We start from the raw sequence: 12779 nt of genomic DNA, 5'->3' as shown, positions 1-12779 counted from the left end.
AGTTCGCTAGCAGACTGTTAGCTTCGAACGGGTGATTGGGCCATCTTGGTTACAGCCATGCGGATGTCGCGCTCGGTATCGCGCAGATGCATGCGCATAGCCTCGGCGGCGGCCCGGCCATTGCCTTCCCGGATACAGTCAAGAATGCGCTGATGGGCGGCGATGGTGTCCTGTGGCGTGTGCCCGCGATCGGCATGGCCGCGCTGGCTGATGAAGAAGCCTTCGCGCAGCGGCACGGCCATGGCTTCGAAGAGATATCCGAGAACACGGTTACCGCTGGCGAGGGCGACGGCTTCGTGAAAGCCGAAGTCGTAGGAATGGAAGTTGGCTTCGGCCGCCTCGTCTGCGAAGTCGGGAGAATCACCAACGGAGTCGCGCATGCCCTGGAGGGCGTTTTCGATGGCGACGATGCCGGCTCGGTTCGCTCTTTTGGCTGCAAGTGTCGCCGATTGAACTTCCAATGACAAACGTACCTCAACGAGGTCGAAGAGGCCCTTTGGATCGGTCCTTACGATGGATGTCAGGAAGTCGGTGAAGGCGGAGCCGTCGGGCTCGCGCACCATGGCGCGGCGGCCTCTTGCAAGCTCCAAAAGTCCCCGGCCGGCAAGGAGTTTTACCGCTTCGCGAATGGTCAGGCGACTGACCGAATAGCGCTCCGCAAGCTCGGCCTCGCTGGGTAGGCTCTGGCCCGGTGCCAGCTCTCCCAGGATCAGTTGCGCCAGATCATCGGCAACAGCGCTTGCAGCACTGCCGTGATCGGAGCGCATGTCTCCACTCAAACTCACCACAACTCCTCCCGAGGTATCTGATACCTTTGACTCTCGCTGACCGTTTGCCGGTTCATAATGGCGAGAGGGTGTCCTCGATTTTTCTAAGGTTAGCGACTGAAACGAAAGTCAGCAACCGCCTGAAAGCGGGCGTTCTACGCTCAAGTTTATATCTTCGACAATCGAAAAAATAACCTTTCACCGCTTTGCCCTGCTTTACACGCATATCTGATTATCCTAGTTTGCGGGCCGTGGTTCCCGGGAGGGCCAAGGCGGCATCAAGCCGTCGAGCAGGAGGACATCATGCAGTTCCATTCAAAGCTGCCGGCGCCAGGCCGGCGGGCAGAGTAGAGCGTCGTTTTCCGGGTGAGCAGGATTTGCTCGGAAGGGGATGCAGGAACCAATTGGCCTGATCGGCAGAAACCACGACGAACACATCAATCACCTCGAAAAATCTAAGGGAGTCGAGACGTGAAGGTTCTGAAATCAATTGCGACGCTGCTTGCTGCCGGTGCCCTGATGGCCACCGCCGCAACCGTTGCCTACGCCCAGGACAAGGGCGCTATCGGCATTGCCATGCCGACCCAGTCGTCGCTCCGCTGGATTTCCGACGGTAACGAGCTGAAGACCGCGCTCGAAGGCAAGGGCTACACCGTCGACCTGCAGTATGCAGAAGACGATATCCCGAACCAGCTCGCCCAGATCGAAAACATGGTCACCAAGGGCGTGAAGGCTCTCGTGGTCGCCTCGATCGACGGCACCACGCTGTCGGCGGTGCTGCAGCAGGCTGCCGATGCCGGCATCAAGGTTGTCGCCTATGACCGCCTGATCCGTGAATCGGGCAATGTCGACTACTACACCACCTTCGACAACTTCCAGGTGGGCGTGCTCCAGGCAAACTCGCTGGTTGCCGGTCTCAAGGAACGCTTCCCCGACACCAAGCCGTGGAACGTTGAACTCTTCGGCGGTTCGCCGGACGACAACAACGCGTTCTTCTTCTATGACGGCGCCATGAGCGTCCTTCAGCCGCTGATCGACGCTGGCGACATCGTCGTCAAGTCCGGCCAGCAGGGCATGGAAACCGTCGGTACCCTCCGTTGGGACGGTGCTGTCGCTCAGGCTCGCATGGACAACATCCTGTCGGCCAACTACTCGGACGGCTCGCGCGTCGACGGCGTGCTGGCTCCCTATGACGGCCTGTCGCGCGGCATCATCTCGTCGCTCCGCGGCGTTGGCTACGGCTCGGCTGACCTTGCATGGCCCGTTGTCACCGGTCAGGACGCTGAAGCTCCGTCGGTGAAGGCGATCATCGCCGGCGAACAGTACTCGACCGTCTACAAGGACACCCGTGAACTGGCCAAGGTCACTGCTGACCTCGTCGACACCGTTGTTTCTGGCGGTACGCCGGAAGGCCTCGACACCACCACCTATGACAATGGTGTCAAGGTTGTGCCGTCGGTCCTCCTGACCCCGTACTCGGTTGACCTGACCAACTACCAGGCTCTGGTCGTTGACTCGGGCTACATCAAGCCGGAAGAACTGCAGTAAGCCCTTGTGGCAAAACAAATTTGGGGCTCCGCGGCAACGCGGGGCCCCTTCGAGATTTTAGAGCTCGGGTTTGAGGCGCGTCTGGCAACGGACAGCCACAACCACCGGATGTCACCCCAGCCCACGGACCAGGTCCGCGGGTAAACTGCGGGGGCCCATCCCGAGATCTCAAGATGGGCCCCGGCCGGTGCCGGGGTGACAATCGAGGGTGAGTGACGTCAGTGTCACACGCTCAGGAAGAACAGGGCCCAGTATGTCCAAGACTATTCTTGAGATGCGCAACATCACCAAGACGTTCCCCGGCGTTAAGGCGCTGTCGGACGTCAATCTCGACGTGCAGGAAGGCGAAATCCACGCCATCTGCGGCGAGAACGGGGCGGGTAAATCCACCCTGATGAAGGTGCTGAGCGGCGTCTATCCCCACGGCTCCTATGAGGGGCATATCGTCTACAAGGGCGAAGAGCAGAACTTTCGCTCCATTCGCGACAGCGAACACAAGGGCATCGTGATCATCCACCAGGAACTCGCCCTGGTGCCGCTGCTCTCGATCGCCGAAAACATTTTCCTCGGAAACGAGCAGGCCAAGAACGGCGTGATCGACTGGGACGAGACGCGCGATGGCGCGCGCAAGCTCCTGGCGATGGTTGGCCTCAGCGAAGATCCCGATACGCTGGTGACCAATATCGGCCTTGGCAAGCAGCAGCTTGTCGAGATCGCCAAGGCGCTCTCCAAGCAGGTGCAGCTGCTCATTCTGGACGAGCCGACCGCGTCGCTCTCGGAAAAGGACAGCCAGGCGCTCCTCGACCTGCTGCTCGAATTCAAGAAGCAGGGCATTACCTCGATCATCATCAGCCACAAGCTGAATGAAATTTCGCGCGTTGCCGACCGCGTGACCGTGATCCGCGACGGCCGCACCATCGAGACGATGGATACCAATGACATTACCGAAGACCGCATCATCACCTCGATGGTGGGCCGGTCGCTGGAAGACCGGTATCCGAGCCGCGAGCCGAAGATCGGCGACGTGGTCCTCGAGGTGAAGAACTGGTCGGTCTACCACCCGCAGCACCGCGAGCGGCAGGTGATCAAGAATATCGACATCAACCTGCGCAAGGGCGAAGTCGTCGGTATTGCCGGGCTGATGGGCTCGGGCCGCACCGAATTCGCCATGAGCCTCTTCGGCAAGTCCTATGGCCAGAAGATTTCAGGCGAAGTGTTCAAGAACGGCCGCAAGATCGATGTGGCCAATGTGGGCAAGGCCATCGCCAATGGCATTGCCTATGCCACGGAAGACCGCAAGAACTACGGTCTCAACCTGATCGACCACATCAAGCACAATACCACGATTGCCAACCTAGCCGGCATTTCGCGCTGGGGCGTGATCGACGATCTGGCCGAACTCGATGTGGCCAACGACTACCGCAAGAAGACCAATATCCGGTCTTCGAGCGTCTATCAGGTGACGGGCAACCTTTCTGGGGGCAACCAGCAGAAGGTCGTTCTCTCCAAGTGGCTCTATGCCAACCCCGAAGTGCTTATTCTCGACGAGCCGACCCGCGGCATCGACGTGGGCGCCAAGTATGAAATCTACACGATCATCAACCAGCTCGCCGCCCAGGGTAAGGCGATCCTGGTGATCTCTTCGGAAATGCCCGAACTGCTCGGCATTACCGACCGTCTCTACGTAATGAACGAAGGCCGCATCGTGGGCGAAATGCCCACCAGCGAGGCGAGCCAGGAAAAGATCATGCGCTCCATCGTGCGCGCTGAAGGAAAAGCATCATGACCGTTCACACTGCACCGACCGGCACCCCGGCCGATCAGGCCAAATCCAGCGAGCTCAGCTTTATCGGGGCCCTGCGCGCCAATATGCGCGACTATGGCCTCTTGCTGGCGCTTATCCTCATCATGCTGTTTTTCCAGTATTTCACCGCTGGCGTGCTGTTCAAGCCGGTGAACCTGACCAACATCATCCTGCAGAACAGCTACATCATCGTGATGGCGCTGGGGATGCTGCTGGTGATCGTGGCCGGCCATATCGACCTTTCGGTTGGCTCGGTCTCGGGCTTTGTCGGCGCGCTTGCCGCCATGCTGATGGTGGGCTGGAAGTTCCCGCCCGAACTGGCTTTCCTTGCTCATCCGATCGTGGCCGGTGCCATCTGTCTGCTGGCAGGCGCGGCTATCGGCGCGGCGCAGGGCTATCTCATCGCCTATCACAAGATCCCCAGCTTCATCGTGACGCTGGCCGGCATGTTGATCTTCAAGGGTCTGTCGCTGGCCATTCTCGCCGGCAAGTCGGTGGGCCCGTTCCCGACCGAGTTCCAGCTGCTGTCCGCCGGCTTCATCCCCGACCTGATCGGGCCGACGACGCTCCCCTGGCTCGCCGAAAACGGCCAAAACGTCGTGCTGCACACCACCACCATGGTCATTGCCATTCTGGCGGTTGTCGGCTCGGTGTTCTTCTCGATCCGCACCCGTGCCCGTCGTCGCGCTCGCGGCTATGACGTCGAGCCGTTTAGCCTGTTCGTCGTCAAGAACCTCGTCATCGCGGCGCTGGTGCTGTTCTTTGCCTATATGCTCGCTTCCTATCGCGGCCTGCCGAACGTGCTGGTGGTGATGGGTGTGCTGATTGCCTTCTTCGTGTTCCTCACCAAGCGCCTGACCTTTGGCCGTCGCATCTATGCGCTGGGTGGCAACCTCAAGGCAGCAGCGCTTTCGGGCGTGAAGACCGAACGCACGACCTTCTACATCTTCGCCATCATGGGTGCGCTCGCGGCCCTTGCCGGCATGATCTATGCCGCTCGCCTCAATTCGGCAACACCGAAGGCCGGCCAGGGTCTCGAGCTCGACGTGATCGCGGCCGTGTTCATCGGCGGCGCTTCGGCGCTGGGCGGTGTCGGCCAGGTGGCGGGTGCCGTGATCGGTGCGTTCATCATGGGCGTGATGAACAACGGTATGTCGATCATGGGCGTCAACATCGATTGGCAGCAGATGATCAAGGGCGTCGTGCTGCTCGCAGCCGTGTTCTTCGACCTCTACAACAAGAACCGTTCGGCGTAAGTTTTCGCGCTGAAAAGATTGGGGCCGCCGGAGAGATCCGGCGGCCCTTTTTTGTTTTCTAGTTCGCCGCCTCGCCGCGGGCGCAGGCCTCGATGTTGTTGCCATCGGGATCGAGGACGAAGGCACCGTAATAGTCGGGGACGCCATCGCGGGGGCCGGGGCCGCCGTTGTCGGAGCCGCCGTTTTCGAGGGCGGCCTTGTAGAAAGCGTCGACCATGGCTTTGCTCTCGGCACGGAAGGCGACGTGCATCTGGTTGATGCCGGCGCGTGAACCTTCGATCCAGTAGGAGGGGCGGGTGGTGCCGATCCAGAGATAGGGGATCGGCTCCTCCTTGCTCTTGCCGAACAGAAAGCTCTCTTCGCTATTGCTGATCGTCTGGAGACCGAGCGCGGCGGCTATGGCGTCGTAAAAACGCCGGGCCTTGGCGAGGTCGGTGACGATGATGCCCGTGTGGTCGAACATGGTTCAGCTCCCGGTTGGTTTGAGGCCGAACGCTGCGGGCTCGTCGCCGTTCCGATCACGCTTGGGTGTATTCGACAGCGAGGTCAACCACGAAGGTGACGCCGAAGCGATCGCGGACCATGCCGTAAAGCGGGGACCAGGCGGATTTGGCGAGGGGGACGATGACCGTGGAGCCTTCGATCAGCTTGGTCCAATAGGCGGACAGGTCGTCGGCCGATTTTCCGCGCACCGAGACGAAGACGGGGTTTGTGCCAGCATCGTAGGGTTGGCTCGAGGGCACGTCATAGGCCATGACGCGAAAGCCTTCAGGGGAAGCGACCTGGCCCCAGAGGATCTGGTCGGCCTCGGCGGGGTTCTCTGCGGCGTGGGCATCCTGATAGGTGACGGCGGTGAGCGTGCCTCCGAAAACGGATTGGTAGAAGGCGAGGGCGGCGCGGGCCTGGCCGCGGAAGTTGAGATGGGTGGTGGTTTCGATGCTCATTTGAGGCTCCTGCTTGCCGGTTGGCAGGGACTGGTATAGCGAGGGGCAACTGCCAGTTTTCGACAGTTGGAAATGGCCCGATCCGACCGACTTTTGCGCCTGTTGCAGGCCATGCGGGTTTTGCCCGCGCCGCTTACTGCCAAGCGGCTGGCGGAGGAGACGGGCGTGTCGCTGCGCTCGCTCTATCGCGATATCGACAGCCTGCGCGCGGCACGGGCGCGGATCGAGGGCGAGCGGGGCTATGGCTATCGGCTGGTGGAGGATTTTGCCCTGCCGCCGCAGACGCTGACGCGTTCGGAAATCGAGGCGCTGGTGCTGGGGCTGGCGGAGGTTCGCGGCATGGGCGATCCGGCGCTGGCAGGGGCGGCGGTTTCGGCGCTGGCCAAGATCGCGGCGACCTTGCCCGATGAGGCGGAGCAACAGGCGATGCATGCCGTGTCGCATGTATTTCGACCGCAGGCGCGGGCGCCGCTGGCGATCGATCTCGAAAAGCTGCGCGAGGCGGCGTGGCGGGAGCGGGCGGTGGCGGTTCGCTACACCGACCAGAACGGGGCGGAGACCGAGCGGGTCATCTGGCCACTGGCGATCGTCTATACCGAGCGGACGCTATCGGTGTTGGCGTGGTGCTGCCTGCGGCAGGATTTTCGGATTTTTCGCGGGGATCGGATTGCGAAGGCTGAGGTGACAGCCGAGAGTTTTCGGCCGCGGCGGGTGGCCTTGCTGCGGGACTATCTCGCGCAGCTGCAGGGACGCGGGGCATCGGAGGATGGGGGATAGAGAACGGAGGCGAGGATGGAAGGGGACGCCGCAGGGTCAGGCGACGCCGGCGGTGACGATAGTGAGGCTGGCCGTGGCGCAGTCGATCTCCGCCGTCGCGCCATAGGGGAGGGTCAGCATGGGCTGGGTGTGCCCGAAATCGAGGCCGGAAAGGACAGGCAACTGGGTCAGGCCTGCTTCGGCGAGGCAGTCGGTGACGGCGGCTTCCAGGCGGGCCCGATAAGTCGCGTCTCCGCAGGAGGCGGGGCGGGCGAGGAGGATGCCGCCCAAGCTTTGCAGGATGCCCTGGGCGGCATAGTTGCGCAGCCAGTAACGGATGAAGGTGGGCGAGGGGGCGTCCTCGGAGGTTTCGTAAAAGAGAATAGCGCCCTGCCACTGGCTGATGCTGGGCCACCAAGCGGTGCCCTTGGTCATTTCGAGCACTTCGGCGCAACCGCCGATCAGTGGGCCACGGACGCTGCCGGCGCCCTGCAGCATGGCCGGCGGCGTTGCGGGGCTGAGGCGGCGCTTTTGTGTCTGTAAGGCTGCATTGCTCCAGTCGAGGCGTTCCTCGGTCCAGCCCAGGGTGTTAGGTGGCACGAGGCCGGGCGGTCGGGCATCGAACAGGGTGCGCTTTAGACTTTCAATCGTATAGGCGTGCATGCCGCCATTTTCGGCGAAGCCGGCCATGACGCTGGGACCGTAGAAGGTCGAAAGCCCGGCGGCCAAGCAGGCGAGGTGGATTGCCGTCGTGTCTGAGAAGCCAAGGAATACCTTGGGATTTCGGCGGATCACGTCGAGGTCGAGATGGGGCAGGAGGCGAATGGCATCGTCCCCACCGATACTGGCGAAGATACCGGCGATAGTGGGGTCGGCGAAGGCCGGTGGAGATCCTCAGCGCGCCATTCTGGATGGGCGGCCAGGTCCTCTGCCGGCGCCAGCGCATGGGGCATTTCAACGACTTTGAGGCCGAAGGTGTCTTCGAGCTGGCGTTTCCCTGCTTCATAGCGTTTGGGAAAGTCGCCCGGACCGCCCCAGGAGGGCGAGACGATGGCAATTCGGTCGCCGGGATTGAGGCGGCGGGGCTTTTGAAGAACGAGCGACATAAGTTTCTATTCCGCCGGTTCGGGCCTTGTTTCCATGTTGTCCAGTTCGCGTTCCAGCTTGGCTTCTTCTTCGGCCTTGGGGGTCGAGAAGCGGGCGAGGAGGAGGTAGGCGACGGGGGTCAGGTAGAGCGTGGCGATCGCGGCGAAGCCGAGGCCGCCGACCATGACCCAGCCAAGGGCGGCGCGGGCTTCGGCGCCGGCGCCGGACGCGAGGACCAGGGGGACGCCGCCAAGGATTGTGGCGATCATGGTCATCACCACCGGGCGCAGGCGGATGTTGGAGGCCTGTTCTATGGCTTCGGCGACGGAGAGGCCTCGGTCGCGGAGCTGATTGGCGAATTCGACGATGAGAATACCGTTCTTGGCCATGATGCCGACGACGAGGACGAGGCCGATCTGGGAAAAGATGTTGAGGCTGCCGGCGGTGAGGAGGATGGCCCAGAGACCGGCCGCTACCCCGAACGGGACGGTGGCCATGACGATGATGGCGCTCCAGAAACTTTCAAACTGGGCGGCGAGGACGAGGAGAATGATGACCAGTGCGAAGCCGAAGGTGAGGAAGAGGGCGTTGTTGGCCTCGCCGATGGTCTTGGCTTCGGCGAGCGGCAGGATGGATGTGCCCTGGGGGAGGAGCGGGGCGGCGATCTTTTGGAGTTCATTGAAGGCATCGCCGAGGGCGAGGCCGTCTTCAAGGCTGGCGGTGACCGTGACGGCGCGGCGTTGCTGCTCGCGGCGGAGCGAGGGGGGAACCGGGGCTTCCTCGATGGTGGCGATGGTCGACATGGGGACGTAGCGTCCGTCGCCGGTGCGGACGAAGAGTGTTTCGAGGTCGCGCGGGTCGTTGACCGGATTGGAAGTCGAGAGCATGCGGATGGAATAGCTCTCGTCGTTGATGAAGATGGTGCCCACGTCTGAGCCGTCGATCATGGCCTGCATGGTGGGGGCGAGGCCGTTGATGTCGATGCCAAGGGAGGCGGCTCGGGCGCGGTCGACGGTGAGGGTGAGCTGGGGCTGGCTGGTGTCGAAGTTTACGGAGACACGGCCGAAACGGCCATCGGCTTCGAGGGCCTTGGCGATGGTGTCGGCGGTGGCCGCGAGGACGGTATAGTCGGAACCGGCGACGGCGAATTGCAGGCCGGAGCCACCGCCGCGAATGCCGAGGCTATTGCCCTGGCTGACCGAGGCTCGGACGCCGGGAACCTGGGCCATCAGGCCGTTGATCTCGGAGGCGATCTGCTGCTGGCTGCGCTCGCGCTCGCCCCAGGGGGCGAGGGTGAGGGTGATGGAGCCGCCATTGCCCCAGCCGGAGAGCACGAAGACCGAGCGTACTTCGCCTGATTCCACATAGGGCTGCAGCATGGATTCGATCTGGCCGAGACGGGTGCGGACAAAATCGAGGCTGGCCGTATTGGGGGCACTGATGCGCAGGTTGATGGCCGAGCGATCTTCGGAGGGGGTGATCTCCTGACGGAGGCCGCCATAGACGTAATAGGCCGAGCCGGCGAAGAGCAGGGCGAGAAGGATGACCACCACGGGATTGCGCAGGGCCACGCGCAGCGTCACGCGATAGAGGCCGGCGAAGAACCGGCCGATGACGCCGAAGGGGCCGCCGGTATGTTCCTTGTGATCGTTTTTCAGCAGGCGCGAGGCGACCATGGGGCCCATGGAGAGCGCGACGACGGCCGAGAGCAGAACGGCAATGGCGAGAGTGAAGCCGAATTCGCGGAAGAGGCGGCCGGTCTGGCCTTCGAGGAAGCTCAAGGGGACGAAGACGGCGACGAGGGTCAGCGTGGTCGCGATGACGGCGAAGAAGACTTCCTGGGTGCCGAGCACGGCAGCGGCACGGGGGCCGGCGCCCATGTGTTTGCGGCGCATGATGTTTTCGAGGACGACGATGGCGTCGTCGACGACGAGGCCGGTGGCAAGGACCAGCGCGAGAAGGGTGATGATATTGAGCGAGAAGCCGGCCAGATACATGCCGGCGACGGCGCCGAGCAGGGCGATGGGCATGGAAATGGCGGGCACGATGATGGCGCGCCAATCGAGCAGGAACAGGTAGATGATGCCGATGACGACGACGAGGGCGACGATCAGCGCGATTTCGACTTCGTGCAGGGCGCCCTCGATGAAGACGGCTTCGTCGCTGGAGATCTTCACCGTCACGCCTTCGGGAAGGGTGTCGTTGAGGCTGTCTACGGCGGCGTGGACGGCGTGGGAGATCGAGACGGAATTGGACTGGGCCTGACGGACGATGCCGAGGCCGATCGCGGGGCGGCCATCGGCACGGATGGAGGAGGTGCTGGCGGCGGCGTCGAAGACGACGCTGGCGACATCGCCGAGGCGTGTGCGGCCATTGATGATGATCTCTTCGAAATCGCTGGGCTCGGTAATTTCGGAAATGGCGCGGACAGAGATGTTCTGGTTGGGGCCGTTGATGGAGCCGGCGGGGGAGTCGAAGGCGATGGTGGAGAGGGCGTTGCGGATATCGGCGACGGTGAGGCCGTGGCTGGCGAGTTTTACCGGATCGATGTCGACTTCGAAGGACGAGGTGCGGGTGCCGTAGACCTGCACTTCGGCGACGCCTTCGACGGCAGCGAGGCGCTCGGTGACGATGCCGTCGACCAGCTCGCTGAGGTCGGCAATGCTGAGACTATCCGCGGTGACGGCGAGCTGCATGATCGGCTGGGCGTCGCTATCGGCCTTGAAGATGGTGGGGGCTTCGACGCTGTCGGGCAGTTGGCGGGTGACGCGGCTGAGGGCATCGCGCACGTCGGAGGTGGCGATATCGAGATTGGTGCTTTCGGAGAATTCCAGCGTGACGCGGCTTTGGCCGACCGAGGAGCTGGAGGAAATGGCGGTGACGCCCTGCACGCGGGCGACAGCGCCTTCGACAATGGCGGTCACCTCGCGGTCGACGGTTTCCGCGGCGGCGCCGGTAAAAGTGGTGGAGACGGAGAGGACCGGGCTTTCGACGCGGGGGAGTTCGCGCACTTCGATGCCGAGGAGGGCGGCGAGGCCGGCCACCATGATGAGCGCATTGATGACCACGGCCATGACGGGGCGGCGGACGAAGAGCGTTGCCAGTGCGCCGCCCCGTTCATTCTTGCTGGCAATGGACATGGCGGCGCCCCCTAGTTTGTCGCGACTGACGGTTGCGGTGGCGTGGTGCCGGTGCCGTCGGGGCCTTCGAGCAGGTTGACGGTGGCGCCTTCGCTGAGCTGCAAGATGCCTTCGGTGATGATGGCATCGCCCGGCTTCAGATCGCCGCGGACGAGGACGCCGTCGCTATTGCGCTGGATGATCTCGGCCATGACGCGGGTGGCCTTGCCGTCGAGGTATTTCCAGACATAGGAGCCCTGGGCCGACCAGAGGATGGCGAGCGGATTGACCGCCGGATATTCCTCGCCGGGGAAGGCGAGGGAGACGGTGAAACTCATGCCGGCGCGGAGGACGCTTTCGGGATTGGGAATTTCGGCCTGGACCTGCAGGGTGCGGCTGGCCGGATCGATGCGGGTATCGATGGCGGAAATGTCGCCGCCAAAGGTCTGGCCGGGGAGAGCGACGGCGTTGACGGATACCGCCATGCCGGGCTCGATCTGGGCGGCGTAGCGTTCGGGCACCCAGAAATCGATGAGGATGGAGGAGGTGTCGTCGATGGAGGTGACGGTGGTCTGGGCTGGCACGTAATTGCCAGGGGTGACGCGGATGAGGCCAACACGTCCGCCGATTGGGCTTTCGATGGTGCGACGGGTCAGGGCCATTTCGGCGTTGCGCATGGCCAGTTCGGCATTGGCGGCGCTGAGCTGGGCGGCCGTGAGGGCGGTGCCGGCGACGACGTTGTTGCTGGCGAGGCCTTCGGTACGGGTCAGGGTGGCGCGGGCGTCTTCCAGGGCGAGCTGGGCGCGGTCGAATTCGATCTGCTCGGCGGCGGCGTCGAAGCGCGCGATGACGGTGCCGGCTTCGACGGTCTGGCCGGGGCGCACCAGCACTTCGGTCAACTCGCCGCCCGAGGTGGCGGCAACGGTAACGGAACGGACGGGGGTGCCTTCGCCGATAGCGGCGAGGGTGTCGTTGATACGGACGAGGGAGACGCCAGTGGTGATCACATTGGTGGCGCGGGCGCCGGGCCGACCGCCGGGACCACCCGGTCCGCCACTACCGCCGGGTCCGCCGGAGGCCTGTGGGCCGCCGGGGCGCTGGCCGGCTCCGCCGGCCTGGGGGCGGGAGCGGCTTGCGCCTGCGGGCCGAAGGGCAGGACGATGCCGGCATTGGTCAAAACCTGGGGCGCGCCGGGCGCAAAATAGAGCCAGGCAAAGGCGGCCGCGGCGAGAACCGCGAAGGAGGCAAGAAGCTGCCGGATCAAAAGAAAACCTCAAATGCGGGGCGCGCAAAATCGAAGGCAGCGTAACAGCTTGCGCGGTTTGGCTACATTAAAATCCGGTAAGATTTCGGGAAAGTGAGGGGGCAGTTATGCCCGGCATGGAAACGAAGATTCCCGCTTTCGCGGGAATGACGTGGTGCGATTGGAAAGGCCGGCAAACGTTGCGCTGAAGCGGCGCTTTTAGCTCTCGACTTCCGCGTCCGGCCTTGCGCCCCAT

11 protein-coding genes and 1 pseudogene are annotated in these 12779 nt (G+C 63.3%); 5 read left to right on the top strand and 7 right to left on the bottom strand.

Annotated features, from left to right (window positions below; translation table 11 throughout):
- Nucleotides 1-17 precede the first annotated feature (17 nt).
- Nucleotides 18-767 carry a FadR/GntR family transcriptional regulator gene (locus NVV77_RS15210; protein ID WP_295414720.1) on the bottom strand — a complete coding sequence of 250 codons (750 nt, stop codon included), beginning with the start codon at nucleotides 765-767 and terminating at the stop codon, nucleotides 18-20.
- Nucleotides 768-1286: 519 nt separating this feature from the next.
- Here NVV77_RS15210 and chvE point away from each other — a divergent pair.
- The 3 genes from chvE (at nucleotide 1287) to mmsB (ending at nucleotide 5375) form a co-directional block, all read left to right on the top strand.
- Entirely contained in the window at nucleotides 1287-2315 is a 1029-nt protein-coding gene (gene chvE, locus NVV77_RS15205; RefSeq protein WP_367178660.1) for a multiple monosaccharide ABC transporter substrate-binding protein, read from the top strand.
- 253 nt (nucleotides 2316-2568) lie between these two features.
- Nucleotides 2569-4101, top strand: coding sequence for a multiple monosaccharide ABC transporter ATP-binding protein (gene mmsA, locus NVV77_RS15200; protein ID WP_295414717.1), 1533 nt, complete (start codon nucleotides 2569-2571; stop codon nucleotides 4099-4101).
- A gap of 83 nt (nucleotides 4102-4184) precedes the next feature.
- Nucleotides 4185-5375: a multiple monosaccharide ABC transporter permease gene (mmsB, locus tag NVV77_RS15195; RefSeq protein WP_295416143.1), complete on the top strand. Its 1191-nt coding sequence runs from the start codon at nucleotides 4185-4187 to the stop codon at nucleotides 5373-5375.
- Nucleotides 5376-5433: 58 nt separating this feature from the next.
- Here mmsB and NVV77_RS15190 read toward each other — a convergent pair whose 3' ends face one another.
- Nucleotides 5434-5838, bottom strand: coding sequence for a VOC family protein (locus NVV77_RS15190; protein WP_295414715.1), 405 nt, complete (start codon nucleotides 5836-5838; stop codon nucleotides 5434-5436).
- Nucleotides 5839-5893: 55 nt separating this feature from the next.
- On the bottom strand, nucleotides 5894-6319 hold the full coding sequence (locus NVV77_RS15185; RefSeq protein ID WP_295414713.1) for a VOC family protein: 426 nt from the start codon (nucleotides 6317-6319) through the stop codon (nucleotides 5894-5896).
- Nucleotides 6320-6391: 72 nt separating this feature from the next.
- On the opposite strand from NVV77_RS15185, the gene NVV77_RS15180 reads away from it, so the two are divergent.
- Nucleotides 6392-7096: a YafY family protein gene (locus NVV77_RS15180; RefSeq protein ID WP_295414712.1), complete on the top strand. Its 705-nt coding sequence runs from the start codon at nucleotides 6392-6394 to the stop codon at nucleotides 7094-7096.
- A 36-nt stretch (nucleotides 7097-7132) separates the two neighbouring features.
- Here the strand turns inward: NVV77_RS15180 and NVV77_RS15175 are convergent, their stop codons facing one another.
- From NVV77_RS15175 to NVV77_RS15160, 4 genes and pseudogenes are all read right to left on the bottom strand, one after another.
- A complete protein-coding gene (locus NVV77_RS15175) occupies nucleotides 7133-7510 on the bottom strand; it encodes a hypothetical protein (RefSeq protein ID WP_295416140.1) in 378 nt (125 codons plus the stop codon).
- 324 nt (nucleotides 7511-7834) lie between these two features.
- Nucleotides 7835-8181: pseudogene (locus tag NVV77_RS15170) on the bottom strand (LD-carboxypeptidase); the annotation flags it as partial.
- Between the two features lie 6 nt (nucleotides 8182-8187).
- Nucleotides 8188-11301, bottom strand: coding sequence for an efflux RND transporter permease subunit (locus NVV77_RS15165; protein WP_295414711.1), 3114 nt, complete (start codon nucleotides 11299-11301; stop codon nucleotides 8188-8190).
- 11 nt (nucleotides 11302-11312) lie between these two features.
- Complete coding sequence (locus tag NVV77_RS15160) at nucleotides 11313-12287, bottom strand: efflux RND transporter periplasmic adaptor subunit (protein WP_295414710.1); 975 nt, start codon at nucleotides 12285-12287, stop codon at nucleotides 11313-11315.
- Between the two features lie 125 nt (nucleotides 12288-12412).
- Between NVV77_RS15160 and NVV77_RS15155 the strand changes: the two genes are divergently transcribed.
- Nucleotides 12413-12589, top strand: coding sequence for a hypothetical protein (locus NVV77_RS15155; protein WP_295414709.1), 177 nt, complete (start codon nucleotides 12413-12415; stop codon nucleotides 12587-12589).
- Nucleotides 12590-12779: the final 190 nt, after the last annotated feature.

It is taken from the genome of Devosia sp. (genome assembly GCF_024707125.1).
Lineage (GTDB): Bacteria > Pseudomonadota > Alphaproteobacteria > Rhizobiales > Devosiaceae > Devosia.
This window is presented reverse-complemented; position numbering and strand designations above follow the sequence as displayed.